Annotated in this window: 14 protein-coding genes; all 14 read left to right on the forward strand. The window is 58.0% G+C overall.

What is annotated here, in order from left to right; all coding sequences use genetic code 11:
* The coding region (locus tag AC1D2R_RS06845; RefSeq protein WP_477966082.1) for a flagellin at window positions 1-534 on the forward strand (534 nt) is incomplete at its 5' end.
* A gap of 279 nt (window positions 535-813) precedes the next feature.
* Window positions 814-1,710 (forward strand): flagellin N-terminal helical domain-containing protein, encoded by an 897-nt coding sequence (locus tag AC1D2R_RS06850; protein WP_477966084.1) that lies wholly within the window; start codon window positions 814-816, stop codon window positions 1,708-1,710.
* Window positions 1,711-1,992: 282 nt separating this feature from the next.
* Window positions 1,993-2,889 (forward strand): flagellin N-terminal helical domain-containing protein, encoded by an 897-nt coding sequence (locus AC1D2R_RS06855; RefSeq protein ID WP_477966086.1) that lies wholly within the window; start codon window positions 1,993-1,995, stop codon window positions 2,887-2,889.
* 235 nt (window positions 2,890-3,124) lie between these two features.
* Window positions 3,125-4,033 (forward strand): flagellin N-terminal helical domain-containing protein, encoded by a 909-nt coding sequence (locus AC1D2R_RS06860; protein ID WP_477966088.1) that lies wholly within the window; start codon window positions 3,125-3,127, stop codon window positions 4,031-4,033.
* Between the two features lie 269 nt (window positions 4,034-4,302).
* Window positions 4,303-5,268: a flagellin N-terminal helical domain-containing protein gene (locus AC1D2R_RS06865; RefSeq protein ID WP_477966090.1), complete on the forward strand. Its 966-nt coding sequence runs from the start codon at window positions 4,303-4,305 to the stop codon at window positions 5,266-5,268.
* A gap of 161 nt (window positions 5,269-5,429) precedes the next feature.
* On the forward strand, window positions 5,430-6,053 hold the full coding sequence (locus tag AC1D2R_RS06870) for a hypothetical protein (RefSeq protein ID WP_477966092.1): 624 nt from the start codon (window positions 5,430-5,432) through the stop codon (window positions 6,051-6,053).
* Window positions 6,050-7,288, forward strand: a complete 1,239-nt coding sequence (locus tag AC1D2R_RS06875; protein ID WP_477966094.1) for a MotB family protein — start codon at window positions 6,050-6,052, stop codon at window positions 7,286-7,288. The genes AC1D2R_RS06870 and AC1D2R_RS06875 overlap by 4 nt, the downstream gene beginning before the upstream one ends.
* A gap of 2 nt (window positions 7,289-7,290) precedes the next feature.
* Window positions 7,291-8,598 carry a chemotaxis protein MotC gene (motC, locus tag AC1D2R_RS06880; RefSeq protein ID WP_477966096.1) on the forward strand — a complete coding sequence of 436 codons (1,308 nt, stop codon included), beginning with the start codon at window positions 7,291-7,293 and terminating at the stop codon, window positions 8,596-8,598.
* A 1-nt stretch (window position 8,599) separates the two neighbouring features.
* Window positions 8,600-9,988: a flagellar hook-length control protein FliK gene (gene fliK / locus AC1D2R_RS06885; RefSeq protein ID WP_477966098.1), complete on the forward strand. Its 1,389-nt coding sequence runs from the start codon at window positions 8,600-8,602 to the stop codon at window positions 9,986-9,988.
* Complete coding sequence (locus AC1D2R_RS06890) at window positions 9,909-10,493, forward strand: lytic transglycosylase domain-containing protein (RefSeq protein WP_477966100.1); 585 nt, start codon at window positions 9,909-9,911, stop codon at window positions 10,491-10,493. The genes fliK and AC1D2R_RS06890 overlap by 80 nt, the downstream gene beginning before the upstream one ends.
* Window positions 10,494-10,775: 282 nt before the next feature.
* Window positions 10,776-11,447 (forward strand): transcriptional activator Rem, encoded by a 672-nt coding sequence (gene rem / locus AC1D2R_RS06895; RefSeq protein WP_477966102.1) that lies wholly within the window; start codon window positions 10,776-10,778, stop codon window positions 11,445-11,447.
* Between the two features lie 130 nt (window positions 11,448-11,577).
* Entirely contained in the window at window positions 11,578-12,867 is a 1,290-nt protein-coding gene (locus AC1D2R_RS06900) for a flagellar hook protein FlgE (RefSeq protein WP_477966104.1), read from the forward strand.
* A gap of 19 nt (window positions 12,868-12,886) precedes the next feature.
* A complete protein-coding gene (gene flgK / locus AC1D2R_RS06905; RefSeq protein ID WP_477966106.1) occupies window positions 12,887-14,353 on the forward strand; it encodes a flagellar hook-associated protein FlgK in 1,467 nt (488 codons plus the stop codon).
* Between the two features lie 3 nt (window positions 14,354-14,356).
* Window positions 14,357-15,469, forward strand: coding sequence for a flagellar hook-associated family protein (locus AC1D2R_RS06910; RefSeq protein WP_477966108.1), 1,113 nt, complete (start codon window positions 14,357-14,359; stop codon window positions 15,467-15,469).
* The last annotated feature ends 16 nt before the right edge of the window (window positions 15,470-15,485 follow it).

The raw sequence follows: 15,485 nt of genomic DNA on the forward strand, positions 1-15,485 counted from the left end.
AGCGTCGCTGCCTCTGCTTCGTTCAACGGTCAGAACTGGGTACAGAACAGCGTCGGCGCAACGATGAGCGTTGTCTCCTCGTTCGTCCGCGACTCCTCCGGCGGTGTTTCCGTCACCACGTCGAGCTACACTGCTGCAGCTACGGACCTGCTGTTCGACACGGCCGGCACCAACGGCATTCTCGGCACCAACGGCGCGAAGTTCACGACTGCCTCGATCTCGAGCTTCTCGATCAGCTCCACGTCGACCAAGGGTGACATCGACAACCTTATCTCCGACACCGAAACGGCACTGAAGAAGATGACCGCCCTCGGCTCGAAGCTCGGTTCGATGGCGACCCGTATCGATCTGCAGAGCGATTTCGTTTCCAAGCTCAGCGACTCCATCAAGTCGGGTGTTGGCCGTCTCGTCGACGCCAACATGGAAGAGGAATCGAGCAAGCTGACGGCTCTCCAGACCCAGCAGCAGCTGGCAATCCAGTCGCTGTCGATTGCAAACTCCTCTTCGCAGAACATCCTCTCGCTGTTCCGCTAAGTCCAGGAAAATCGCCTAAGAGCACGTGAGCGGCCGGGGGAGACCCCTGCCGCTATTATTTTAACGTACAGTTAATAGAATACATAGCTAACAAATTGATAATGTTGAGAATATTCGCCAGATGCTTCAGTCCTCCTTGACCAACGTGCGGTTAGATATGCCCATCGAAACGGCGAGTTGAACCAGCAAACAAGAAGCGTTCAACAGGCATGAAGCTGGCCGCCGTTCCCGGCAAGTGAATGTCCCTTCTTTTTTCAATCTGCCAAAGGGGCAAATTAGATGACGAGCATTCTGACCAATAACTCCGCAATGGCCGCTCTGCAGACGCTGCGCAACGTCAACAGCAACTTGGCGAAGACGCAAAACGCCGTTTCGTCCGGCGAGCGCGTCGGCAAGGCTGCCGACAACGCTGCCTACTGGTCGATCGCAACGACCATGCGTTCTGACAACGCAGCCCTCTCGGCTGTTTCCGACGCTCTCGGCATGGGTGTTGCCAAGGTCGACACCGCTTACACTGCCGTTCAGAGCTCGATCGACGTGGTCACCGAGATCAAGGCCAAGCTCGTTGCCGCCACCGAAGAGGGCGTCGACAAGACGAAGATCCAGGACGAAATCACGCAGCTCCAGGCTCAGCTGAAGAGCGTCGCTGCCTCTGCTTCGTTCAACGGTCAGAACTGGGTACAGAACAGCGTCGGCGCAACGATGAGCGTTGTCTCCTCGTTCGTCCGCGACTCCTCCGGCGGTGTTTCCGTCACCACGTCGAGCTACACTGCTGCAGCTACGGACCTGCTGTTCGACACGGCCGGCACCAACGGCATTCTCGGCACCAACGGCGCGAAGTTCACGACTGCCTCGATCTCGAGCTTCTCGATCGGCACCACGTCGACCAAGGGTGACATCGACAAGCTTATCTCCGACACCGAAACGGCACTGGTCAAGATGACCGCCCTCGGCTCGAAGCTCGGTTCGATGGCGACCCGTATCGATCTGCAGAGCGAGTTCGTTTCCAAGCTCACCGACTCGATCAAGTCGGGTGTTGGCCGTCTCGTCGACGCCGACATGGAAGCGGAATCGAGCAGGCTGACGGCTCTCCAGACGCAGCAGCAGCTGGCTGTTCAGTCTTTGTCGATTGCCAACTCCGCTTCGCAGAACATCCTCTCGCTGTTCCGCGGCTGATAAGTCCAAGCAAAAGCGAAAGACGTTAGCGGCCGGAGGAAACCCGGCCGCTGATAGTTTAACGCACGGTTAACGAAAATATAGCTAACCAACTGATAATTTTAAGAATATTCGCCTGCCACTTCAGCCTTTGTTAACCAACATGCGGTTAGATATGCCCATCGAAACGGCGAGTTGAACCAGCAAACAAGAAGCGTTCAACAGGCATGAAGCTGGCCGCCGTTCCCGGCAAGAGATCCGGAATGTCCCTTCTTTTTTCAATCTGCCAAAGGGGCAAATTAGATGACGAGCATTCTGACCAACAACTCCGCAATGGCCGCTCTGCAGACGCTGCGCAACGTCAACAGCAACTTGGCGAAGACGCAAAACGCCGTTTCGTCCGGCGAGCGCGTCGGCAAGGCTGCCGACAACGCTGCCTACTGGTCGATCGCAACGACCATGCGTTCTGACAACGCAGCCCTCTCGGCTGTTTCCGACGCTCTTGGCATGGGTGCTGCCAAGGTCGATACCGCTTACACTGCCGTTCAGAGCTCGATCGACGTTGTCACCGAGATCAAGGCCAAGCTCGTTGCCGCCACCGAAGAGGGCGTCGACAAGACGAAGATCCAGGACGAAATCACGCAGCTCCAGGCTCAGCTGAAGAGCGTCGCTGCCTCTGCTTCGTTCAACGGTCAGAACTGGGTACAGAACAGCATCGGCGCAACGATGAGCGTCGTCTCCTCGTTCGTCCGCGACTCCTCCGGCGGTGTCTCCGTCACCACCACGAGCTACATCACAACGGCGACCGATCTGCTGTTCGACACGGCCGGCACCAACGGCATTCTCGGCACCAACGGCGCGAAGTTCACGACTGCCTCGATCTCGAGCTTCTCGATCGGCACCACGTCGACCAAGGGTGACATCGACAAGCTTATCTCCGACACCGAAACGGCACTGGTCAAGATGACCGCCCTCGGCTCGAAGCTCGGCTCGATGTCCACGCGTATCGATCTGCAGAGCGAATTCGTCTCCAAGCTCACCGACTCGATCAAGTCGGGTGTTGGCCGTCTCGTCGACGCCGACATGGAAGCGGAATCGAGCAGGCTGACGGCTCTCCAGACGCAGCAGCAGCTCGCTGTTCAGTCCTTGTCGATTGCCAACTCCGCTTCGCAGAACATCCTCTCGCTGTTCCGCAGCTAATAGTTGCAAAGACAAGGCGCCGGCTTCCGGCACCTCATATCAAAGGCCGCACTCGCAGGAGTGCGGCTTTTTTCTGTTCGTTAAGTATTTGTTAACCAAACTGATGTTTTCTGGCGTCAACGAAACGGTATGTTAACCAAACCTAACAGGCGGTTAGCAGGCATGACGCTGATTGCCGTTCCCGGTATCTTCCGGAGTGTCCCTTGATCTATTTTGCCGTAAGGGGCGATTTTTTATGACAAGCATTTTGACCAACGTTGCGGCAATGTCCGCTCTTCAGACCCTGCGCAGCATCAACGGCAGCCTCGAAGACACACAAAATCACGTCTCGTCCGGCTATCGCGTCGCTGAAGCCAAGGACAACGCTGCATATTGGTCGATTGCAACGACCATGCGCTCCGACAACAAGGCGCTCTCGGCCGTTTCGGACGCTCTCGGTCTAGGTGCCGCCAAGGTTGACACGGCCTATTCGGCAATGGACAACGCCATCGACATCGTCAGCGAAATCAAGGCGAAGATCGTTGCCGCGACGGAAAAGGGCGTCGACAAGACGAAGATCCAGGACGAAATCGGGCAGCTCCAGCAGCAGCTTTTGAGCGTTGCAGGCTCCGCGTCCTTCTCCGGCGAGAACTGGGTTGCCGGCAACACGACCAAGAGCGTCGTGTCCTCGTTCGTCCGCAGTGCAAACGGCCAGGTCGCGGTCCAGACTACGCAATACGTCCTCGATGACAGCACCAACGGCAACGTGCTGTTCGGCATGGACACCACGGGCGCCATCAACACCACATCCGGCATCATCGGCAGTTCAACCGGCACGATCGGTTCGATCTACAGCATGAATATCGCCAGCTTCACCCCGTCAGACATCAACTTGGCACTGACTGCCGTTGAAGCAGGCCTCAGCGCTCTGACGAAGGCGGCGTCGCAGCTCGGCTCGATCTCGACGCGCATCGACCTTCAGGACAGTTTCGTGTCCACTCTCAGCGACTCGATAGACTCCGGTGTCGGGCGCCTGGTCGATGCGGACATGGAAGAGGAGTCGAGTAAGCTGACGGCGCTTCAGACGCAGCAACAGCTGGCGATCCAGTCCCTCTCGATCGCAAACTCCAGTGCGCAGAATGTCCTGACGCTGTTCAAGAACTAAATCGACGGCCTTCAGGCGTCGCTCGATTGATCGAAAGCCGCGTCATCCGATGCGGCTTTCTCTTTGTTTTCGAAGCATTATCAAAGGTTGCGCGAAGCTTGCGCTCCCAATTTCCGCACCTTGCGCGCGCCGATGCGCTTGGCTAAATTTCCTTAACAGTTGATTTGTTTCAGCGACAAGCCGACCTGGGAGACCAGTCGGTGGCATGACGCCAAGTCGGTCGCTGCCGGTAGCCCGGCCTTTCCCGTCCCCCTACCTCAGAGCCCAAGATGACCTATAAAATTACGAGCGCCGGACAGGTAAATGCTCTTGCTGCGCTGCGCATCATCAACAAGGATGTGGCTACGGTTCAGCAGCAGGTTTCCTCGGGCAAGAGCGTCGAGACGGCCGCGGACGACGCGACATACTGGTCTTTTGCCAGCGTCATGAGGTCGGACAGCAGCTCGCTGCAGAACATCCACGATGCGCTGGGCGTCGGTGCATCCAAGGTCGATACCGCCTACACAGCGATGGATAGCTTGATCGACCAGCTGGGCCAGATCCGAGCGACCCTCGTGACGGCACAGGAGGCGGGCGTGGACAAGGCGAAACTCAATGCTTCTCTAAGCGAGATGAAAAGCCAGTTGCAGACGACCGTCCTGACGACCAACTTTGCCGGTGAGAACTGGTTGCTCAATCGCGATGCAACGCTGCCCACGTCGCGATCCGTGATCGGCGGTTTTGTTCGCGGCACAAATGGGGATTACCAGGCGCAGACCATCAGCTTTCCTAGCGATCAAACCGTGATGATCGACATGACGGATGCCAACCGCGGCGTGCTGACAAAGGCGATCGACGCGAACACATTGAACCCCGACGGCAGCGCCATGCCGCGAAACTACTATCTGGTCAACGCCGGGTCCACCACGCCCGCAGGCGGAACCGAGATCAAACTCGACGTGAACACGACCCCACAGCAGCTGAAAGACATGCTCTCAGTTGTGGACGCGATGCTCTCGAGCGTGACTGCGGCGGCAGCGGGCCTCGGCACCATGAGCGCGCGCATCAGCGATCGCGTCGAATACACCGCGGATATGTCCGACCTGATCGACAAGAGCGTGGGCGCGCTGATCGACACCGACATGGACGAGGCATCGACGCTGCAGAAGGCACTGCTGACACAGCAGCAGATGGGGGTACAGGCAGTCTCGATCTTGAACACGGCGGCAAGCAAGGTGCTGATCCTGTTGCAGTGAGCCAGACATTGGCGGCGGCGACGGTGCTGCCCTTCATCTTCGCACAAGTTTGACGCCCTAGTTTCGATGCATGGGCGCTTTCTTGAAGCTGCGCCTGAAGAGTTGGCTGGTCGAATGGGGCGCGGCATGTTGCAGTTTTTTGCAGGTATGGGGTTGGTTCAGTGAGCGCACTCCTTTCTCGTTACCTGAAGGATTTTGGCGAGCTTGCCGTGGTCATCCCTGCCGTCGAGGCGGATGACTTTGGCATCTACTCGGAAATCCCGGCTGAACCCGATTTGGATGTCGAAGCCGAACGACAAAGTGCTCATGCCTCAGGCTATGCCGAGGCGACTGCGACGCTGACAGAGAAATTCGAACTCGAAGCGCAGACCGTCGCCTTGGTGCACGAGCGTGAGATCGAAGAGCTCAAGGATCGGTACGAGGTCGAGGTCGCCGAGCTGATAGCGTCCCGGCTGGACTTTATCGCTGCCGAGGTCGCAGAGATCGTCAGCGCAGCCACCGCAAAGGTCCTCGCGCCGGTGATGACGGACGTACTTTCGCACAAGGCGGCTGTCAGCCTCGCCACCAGCCTTCGGTCCGCGATACTGGAAGGCGACGCGGGCACCGTTACCGTGAAGGGCCCCACTCGGCTCTTCGACGTGTTGAAGAATGCACTTGGCGAGAAGGCAGGCCTTCTGCGCCACCATGAAACGCCCGATGTCGATCTGACAGTTGAATTCGGTGATGCGATGCTCGTGACCCGCATGTCAGCCTGGGCGACGAGCTTGAAGAAAGTTCTGGAATGAGCGAGAGCGAAAACCACCACCACGGCAAGAACGAGATCATCATCGTAAAGCGGCACGGTGGTGGCGATCACGATGGGTCCCACGGCGGCGCCTGGAAGATCGCCTATGCCGATTTCATGACCGCGATGATGGCGTTCTTTCTCGTCATGTGGCTGGTCAACGCCGCCAACGAGGAAACAAAGGCCTCGGTGGCGACTTACTTCAATCCGATCAAGCTTGCCGATGAGAAGCCGACGGAAAGAGGCCTGAAGAAGCCCGTCGATCAGGCAGATGGCGAAGAGAAGCAGGACAAGTCGAAAGAGAAGGAAGACAAGCCCAGCAGGGGGGCTGCAGCCTCGACCGGTGAGGATCAGACGTCCACCTCCGGCGACCAGGCGAACTATTCGGAAGCCGACTTCTTTGAGAATCCTTATTCCGTTCTAGCGGAAATCGCGCAGGAAGTTGGCCAGCAAGCAAACGTCAGCGCCAAGGGCGAGGGCGGAGCCAGCGATTCCGGCCCCGCAACCGGCGCAGACGGTGGCGAGGCCTATCGCGACCCGTTCGATCCGGATTTTTGGACCAAGCAGATTGAAGTGACGCATGCCGACAAAAAACAGCAGTCATCTGACGAAACGCCGGTAGACCCTTCGCACTATCCCCTGGCGGTCGCGAAGGCCGAGATGGAACAGTCCGAGGATATGACAAAAGCCGCGGACGCCGAGAACAAAGAGACACAGAGTGAGCAAGGCAAGGCAGGCGAAGCAGAGGTAACCGACGCGCAAAAGGCGATCGAACTGAAGCAGGCGCAGGAATTGCAGAAGGAAATCACCCAGCAGATTGGAGGCGTCGCCGGCAAGCTGGCAGCGGGGCTTACCGTGACACCCTCGGAGGGCGGACTGCTTGTCAGCATTTCCGATCAGAGCGACGACTCGATGTTCAATGTTGGCTCCGCCGTTCCCCGCAAGGAGATGATCCTCGCGATGGAGAAGATTGGTGAAGTGCTTAAGGACAAGCCGGGCGCGGTTGTCATTAGAGGTCATACCGACGGCCGCCAATACAAGGGCGAGAACGCGAACTGGCGCTTGTCCATGGATCGCGCTCAGGCGGCCTACTACATGATCGTCCGCGGCGGCCTCGATGAGAAGCGCATCTCGCAGGTATCGGGTTTTGCCGACCGCAAACTCAAGGAACCGGCTGATCCGTTCAATGCGGCGAACCGGCGCATCGAGATCCTCTTGCAGGCGGATCAGGGATAACCATGGCCCGTCTGCATCGCCATCTCCTGCCTCTCCTTCTTGGTCTTGCGGCCATATTGTCCGGCGCGGCGCGTGCGGAAGACGAGGAAAACATCGCACCCTACAAGATGCTGCGATCCCTGCAGTTCGTGCAGGATTCGGTCGTGCTTGGGGATCATTCCGCAGCCGAGATGCAACGGTTCATGCTTGGCACCATCGACAAGCGCCTGCGTTCGCTTGACCCTTCCGTCTTCGATGACGATCGCAACGTCGATGCGGCACTGATCTACGCCATGAGCGGCGGCAATCCGCAGACGCTCGAATATCTCGTGTCACGCGATGTGAATGGCTATTTCGACAATCGCGTGACGGACATCCTCAGGAAATATCTGAGCGGTAAGGGATTGCTCGTCGCAAAGAGCCTGATCGATGCCGCCGACGAATACAAGGACAAGAGAATTGGTCCTTACCTCGCACTGGTCAGTGCGAACGTCACCCTCGCTAACGGTCCGGTGGACGCTCTGAAGCTTTACGATCGCGCGCGCCTCAATGCGCCGGGCACGATCGTGGAAGAGGCGGCTCTTCGTCGTTCGGTCGCGATATGCGTCGATGCGGGGATGGTGGATAAGGGGATTGAATACTCGCGGCGCTACATCCGTCGCTTCCTGCATTCTCCCTACGCGAGCCAGTTCGCGGATCTGTTCGTCAAATTGCTCGTCAATCATGACCATCAGGTCAAAACGGAGGATGTCATAAGCATCCTCTCGTTTATGGATGACGCGCGGCAGCGTGAAGTCTATCTGCGCATTGCCCGTGCCGCTGCGATTGCGGGCAAGAGCGAGCTGGCCAGCATGTCGGCAGCGCGAGCCCAAGCGCTTGCGGGCAACACCGACAACGCCTTTGGCGCCCTCGCGGATTTCTATGGCGGCATGGCTGCAATTCCGACAGACAAGATCAATGCCGCCACAAAGAACATCGACACGATTTCCGACAGCGACCTGTCGCCTCGTGACAAGGCACTGCGCGCAGCAGCAAAAAGCGTTGCAGAACAGGTACTTCGTGCGCCAGATCCGGCAAGCTTGACGCAAGGCTCAACCCCTAAATCTCATGATCAAGAAATTACTTCTGAGCAGGCAGACATTTCGCAAGCGGCGGAGCAGGAGGGCGAACACGATGCAGCCCCCAACCCTGTTACCGGCGATGCGGCTTCCCTGCCGGTATCCGGCGGGAGTGGGCAGAAGGATGCGGATCCTTCGTTCAGCTCATTTGTGACGTCAAGTCGATCACAATTGGATGAGATCGACGGCCTCTTGAACAAAGAAAGCAACTGACATGGTGGACATCAGCGTTTCGGAAGCAGCTTCGGTGGCATGGCCCGGTCGGCAGACGGCAAAGGGTGGCGAGGCCGATGGCGGCGGATTCTCTGATGTTTTGAACAAAGCGAGCGGCGGATCGGGAACGGATCCGGACGGACATCCCCGGAGCACGGGTGCAGCAGCTTCAGAGATTGGCAGTGTGCATCGTTGGCCGACGGCAACGCCGCTGATCGATCTCAGTGACGCCTCCCTGGCAACGCAGGCCGAGGCTGGCTCTAAAGCCGGTCTCATGCAAAAAGACGCGCTGAATATCGGTCGCGACGAGATCAAGTCCGGCGGCAAGCACCAGGCCGAGGACGGGCAGGATGTTTCCGACAAGCTTGAGGACGAGCTGGCAGCGGATGCTTCCAAGAGCGCAAAGCTTTCGAAAACTCAAAAAACCGACACCAAGGATGAGGTGGTCGACGAAAGCGCCGCATCGGACGTGCTCAGCTTGCTCAAGCAACTACCGGCTGACGGCGCCAGCGCCGCAGCCGTAATCGCTCTGTTGGGACAGAAACCTGATCCGAAGGCACCGGTAGATCCCAAGGACAAGTCCGCGATGGCTGCAAAGTCCAAGGACGCCACCGTCGCCGGCGTTTCCAAGTCGCTGTCGGTCGAGGACGCACCTGCTGCCGGCGTTGAAATACCGGGAGCGGATACAGCGGACGGCGCCGATGCGAGGACGTTTCGATTGAGCCGTGCCGACGGAAAAGCGCAATCGATGGATATGCATCTGGGCATCGACAAGGATGCGGCCGCCGAGCCTGCCGGCAAGGCGAACGTCGAGAGCATCGCGGTGCTCGATTCTCGTCGCTACATCGGCCTGGCGCAGAATACCAATTCCGCCGCGGTGACAGCGGCCATTTCGGGCGATGCCGAATGGGCCCATGCAATGCAGGCAAGTTCGGCGCTCTCGAATGCCGCAGAATGGACCAGCACTGGCAAGGTCGTAAACACGCTGAAGATTCAGATGAACCCGATCGATCTCGGCCTCGTCACTGCGACAATGCGATTGCAAGGCGAGGCACTGAACGTCGATCTGAAGGTAGAGACAGGTGCTGCCTACCGGCAGCTCAAGGAAGATCACAGCAAGATCCTTGAGGCGCTGCGCAGCCAAGGTTATACCATAGATAACGTGACGATCAGCATGGCGCCCGTCGAGCGTTCCGAAGCGGGCGCGCAGTCGGGCGCACAGGGCCAGCAGGCGTTCGCCCAACAGCGGCAGGGCGGCGAGGCGCGTGAGCGTCAAAATCAATCGGGACAGCGCAGTGCTGGAGGCTTCAATGACGCAGGCGAAACAGCTGTTGACGGCGCTGCTTCGAGCTCTGGTGGTCGTGGGCGCGGTAGCGACGTCTACCTCTGAGGCCAGGGCGTCGAATAGCGCATGCGAGCAGGAGATCCAGTCTGCAGCGCTGAAGTACGGGATTCCCGAGGGCATTCTCTATTCTGTCGGCCTGACCGAGACGGGACGGAGAGGATCGCTCTATCCCTACGCACTCAATATCGAGGGGAAGCCCTTCTTCCCGCCCACCGAACAGGATGCCCTGAGGCAGTTTGACGTGGCACGTAGATCGGGAGCCAAGCTGATAGACATCGGCTGTATGCAGATCAATCAGTTCTACCATGGTGAGAATTTCCGATCCACGGAAGAGATGTTCGACCCCCGTCGGAACGTGGAATACGCCGCGAGATTTCTGCGCAACCTGCATGATCGGCACGAAACCTGGACGATGGCGGTCGCGCGATATCATGCCGGCCCCAATAATGACCCTGCGCAGAAGCAGTACGTATGCCGGGTCATTGCCAATCTGGTCGCTACTGGCTACGGAAAGTGGACTCCCAATGCGAGCAATTTCTGCCGCAACTGATGCAATCAAAGATAGCAGAAACAGAACAAACCGGAAATGTGTCACAATGTGGCAAGAATCTGGCTCAATATGGTCATGCAAGTCACATTTAAGGCTTCGTTAACTTTTCCACGAAATATTTGTGTTCACAAATTCGATTACCCACTACATCTAGGTCAAATCGGGACTCAAATCTTAATCAACTATTAATTTCTGCCAGTGAGTTCCTACAGCTTGTCCCAGAATCGCGCGATTCGTACCCATAGAGCATCGAGGTACCACAAGTGATTCGGAGGCGGACGAATGATCGTAGTGGTTGATGAGCGTGAGCTCGTGAAAGACGGATACACGTCCCTTTTTGGGCGTGAGGGCATTCCCTCAACTGGGTTTGATCCAAGTGAATTCGGTGAATGGGTTCAATCGGCAGCGGATTCTGATATCGCCGCCGTCGAGGCATTCCTGATTGGGCAGGGACAGAAGACCTCCGAGCTGCCGCGTGCGATCCGGGACCGGACGCAGGCGCCGGTGATTGCAGTCAGTGATCAGCCGTCTCTTGAGAATACGCTGGCGCTGTTCGACTCCGGCGTCGACGATGTCGTGCGCAAGCCGGTGCATCCCCGCGAGATTCTGGCACGTGCAGCCGCGATCCGGCGGCGCCTCAAGGCGATTTCCAGTCATACGGACATCGGTGCGATCCGCGTTTTCTCCGACGGTCGCGATCCCGAAATCCATGGCGAGGTTTTTGTGCTTCCGCGTCGCGAGCGCCGCATCCTTGAGTACTTGATCGCCAACCGCGGTCGTCGCGTCACGAAGACCCAGATCTTCAACGCCATCTACGGCATCTTCGACGAAGAAGTCGAGGAAAACGTCGTCGAAAGCCATATTTCCAAACTCCGCAAGAAGCTGCGCAAGAAGCTCGGTGTTGACCCAGTCGATTCGAAGCGTTTTCTTGGTTATTGCATTGATTGGAATTAATTTTTTTCAAAGTGTGCCGCGTGGGTGAAGCCTAGCCTCAGATACTTTCGGTAGGCTCCCCAGCTCCAGACAGCTTCACGCAAGGCCCACCAGATACTCTCAAGTCTAATAAGGGAATCGAGGTTTTCAGATGAGCATTTTTGGCAGCATGAAGACGGCAGTATCCGGCATGAACGCACAGGCTAACCGCTTGAGCACGGTCGCCGACAACATCGCGAACGCAAACACGACGGGCTACAAGGCCGTCTCGACTGCCTTCTCGTCACTGGTGCTGCCATCGACCTCCGGCAATTACAACTCGGGCGGCGTCCAGACCACAGTCCGCCAGTCCGTGTCGGAGCAGGGCGATATCTCCTACACCACATCGGGTTACGACCTCGCGATCTCCGGCGACGGATTTTTCATCGTCCAGAGCCCGGACGGCGTACCGGTTCTGACCCGTGCAGGCGATTTCACAAAGGACCCCTCGGGCAACCTGGTCAATTCCGCCGGTTTCAAGCTGATGGGCTATTCCTACGATGCGGGCGCTCCGGCAGTCGTTGTCAATGGCTTCTCCGGTCTGGTTCCGATCAACGTCAACCAGTCTGGCCTGACCGCGATCGCATCGACAACCGGTAGCTTCGCGGGCAACTTGAACTCCAACGCGGCGGTAGCAACCGGCAACCTGCCGCTTTCCAATACGGCCCCGATGACTACTGACACCAAGCAGATGTCGATGGTCGGTTACGACAAGCTCGGCAATACCGTGCAGTACGATTTCTACTTCACCAAGACCGCTGTGACGACGCCTCCGCCAGCGGCTCCGGGTGTTGCGAGCTCCTGGCAGGTTGCGGTTTACCGTCACGACGATGCTGCCACCGGCGGCACCTCATCGTTCCCGTACACCTCAGCTGCAGTCGGCACCAGCACCATGACATTCGACGCCAACGGCAAACTGGTCGGTGGTGGTTCGCTGGCGATAACCGATCCCAAGACGACGGGTTCGATTGCGATGGACATCAGCGGTTTCACGCAGCTTGCGTCCGAATTTGCCGGAACCGGTACGCCGAACGGCCAGGCAGCCAGCCCGGTCAAGGAGGTCACGATCGACAAGGACGGCACCGTGTACGCCAAGTATGCGGACGGCACCTCGAAGCCGCTCTACCGCGTCCCGCTTGCAACGGTTGCCAGCCCGGACAACATGACTCTCATGAGCGGCAACGTTTATAGCGCCAACGGCACGTCTGGCGTCACTGTCACCGGCTTCCCGCAGACAAACGGCTTCGGCTCGATCCAGGCGGGCGCTCTCGAAAGCGCGAACGTCGACCTCGCTGGCGAGCTGACCGAGATGATCGAATCGCAGCGCAGCTACACCGCCAATTCCAAGGTGTTCCAGACGGGGTCCGACATCATGGACGTCCTCGTCAACCTCAAGAGATAAGTAGGGTAACGGGTCAGCCATGTCGCTCACGTCCGCACTGAATACCGCGCAGAGTATATTCAACAATACCGGCACTCAAAGCAGCGTCGTATCGAACAATATCTCGAACTCCAGCAACAGCGACTATGTCCGCCGTCAGGCGATGATCAGCACGTCGCTGAATGGCGCGCAGGTTGTGAAGATCAGCAGGGCACAAGAAGATGCCCTGATGCGGCAATGGCTGAAGGCGAGCACGCAAGACAGCGGTCAGCAAACCCTGTTGAGTGGCCTCACCGACCTAAAATCGATTCTTGGTGGCAACGACTACGAAACCGCGCCGGCTACCTATCTTTCGGTCTTTCAGCAAAAGCTGCAGGCTTTCCGTACCTCGCCGAGCAGCACGATTGCTGCACAAGGCGCGATCACGGCAGCCCAGGACGTTGCCAATTCGCTGAACAATGCGTCCAAGGCGGTCCAGGTTGTTCGCCAGGGCGCAGACAAGGAAATCGCGACGCAGGTCGCTACGCTCAACACATTGTTGGGGCAATTCAAGACGGCAAACGACGCTGTCAAAAGCGGGACTGCGAGTGGCGGCGTTCCCGCCGATGCGCTCGATGAACGCGATAAGATCCTGAAGCAGATCTCTTCGATCGTCGGTGTCAACACCGTCGAACGAGACAACGGCGACATGGCGCTCTATACGACCGATGGCACCATTGTTTTTGATACGATCCCGCGCAAGGTAACCTTCGCGTCGCAGGACACTTATACCGCTCAGATCAAAGGCAATGGCGTCTACATCGACGGCGTTTCGGTTGCGAGCGGCAAAGGTTCGACGACGACATCTCAGGGGAGTCTGCAGGCGCTGCTGCAGGTGCGCGACGAAATTGCGCCGACCCTGCAGTCGCAACTCGACGAAATCGCCAAGTCGCTCGTCACCATGTTTTCGGAGACCGGCGGAGCGCCGGCCACGACTGAGCCCGGGCTGTTCGTCTGGAAGACCGCTGTCGGTGCGGTCGGTGGAACGCCGGCGACGACAGGTGTCATTGATGGGATCGCAGCGACCATTTCTGTGAATACAGCCGTCATCACCAATCAGGGCGGCGACCCGATGAAGCTGCGCGACGGGTCGATCAACGGCCTGACCAACCTCAACCCGACGAACAGCAGCGGCTATTCGGACCACCTCGACGCTCTCTACACCACAATGGGCGCGGCTCAGACTTTCTCGTCGACTGCGGGAATTTCGTCGAATGTCAATATTCTGACATACGCCTCGAATTCGGTCGGCTGGCTCGAACAGTATCGGAGCGATGCAACAACGGCATCGGAAAATACGTCCGCGGCGCTGTCCCGCTCAACGGAAGCATATTCCAACGAGACCGGCGTCAATCTGGACGAAGAGCTGACGCTGCTGCTCGACATCGAACAGTCCTACAAGGCAGCCACGAAGATCCTCAATGCTGTCGACGAGATGTTGAAATCATTGCTGGACATAGCGAGTTAAGCCATGAAAAGTTCATTTATTTCTAGTTCGGCAATTCAAAATGCGATGCGGTTGACGATCCGCCAATCGCAGAAGCAGCTGGTCTCATCCTCACTCGAAGCGACGACTGGCGTTTATGCGGACATCGGCGCATCGATTGGTTCCGGTGCGGCAAAGAGCGTGAATTTCACGGCCGAAGTCAGCCGTATCAAGGCTCTGAAAGGCAGCAATTCCGTCGTCTCAGGAAGACTGTCGGCCTCCCAGCTCGGTCTGACCAACATGAAGACGGCCGGTGACGCCCTCGTGTCGAAGCTCACGGCGCTTCAGGGGAGTCAGGACAAGACCAGCATCACGGTTGCCATGCAATCAGCCGACAACGCGCTTTCGCAGTTGATGGATACGGGCAACTCGATGTTCAACGGCGAATATCTGTATTCGGGCATCAATACGGATGTTCAGCCCCTGACCAATCAGGCGAGTGCTGCCTCCACCGCCATTCAGACCAATCTTCAGGCCTATGCGACTGCTCTGGGCAAGCCGGTCAATAGCCTCACCGGCGCCGAAATGGGCACCTTCATTACGAAGTTTGTAGAGCCCATGTTCTCCCAAGACACCTTCAACGCCACGTCAACGCCGGTCGCCTTTCCTCCGCCGGGAGTACCAGCATCCGCGGGCTATGTGGCGCCGCCAGCATGGAGCGCTTGGTCTAGCGCCTCCAACCAGAATATGACGAGCCGCATCAGCAGCTCCGAAGTCGTTACCTCCTCGACCAATGCCAATTCGGAAGGGATGCGTTATTTCGCGCTCGCTTCAATCACGGCATCGGCGCTCGTCGGCCAGAGCCTGGGTGCCGATGCGCTGGGGACGGTTACTTCGCGGGCAATCGGTTACGCGGCCCAGGGCACAACTGGCATCGTCACCCAGGCAAGTCAGCTCGGTCTCTCCCAGGAGCGTGTAACGAAGGCAAACGACGCCCTCGATGCACAGACAAGCATTATTCAGAACAAGCTCGTCGATCTCCAGGGTGTCGATCGAGCGGAAGCATCGACATTGGTCAACACGCTCCAGACGCAGTTGGAGACCGCTTATACGATCGTATCGAAAATCCAGCAGCTCAGCCTCGTGAATTACCTTTGATGATCAAAGGTGCCAA

This window comes from Rhizobium sp. P1_C7 (assembly GCF_056406295.1).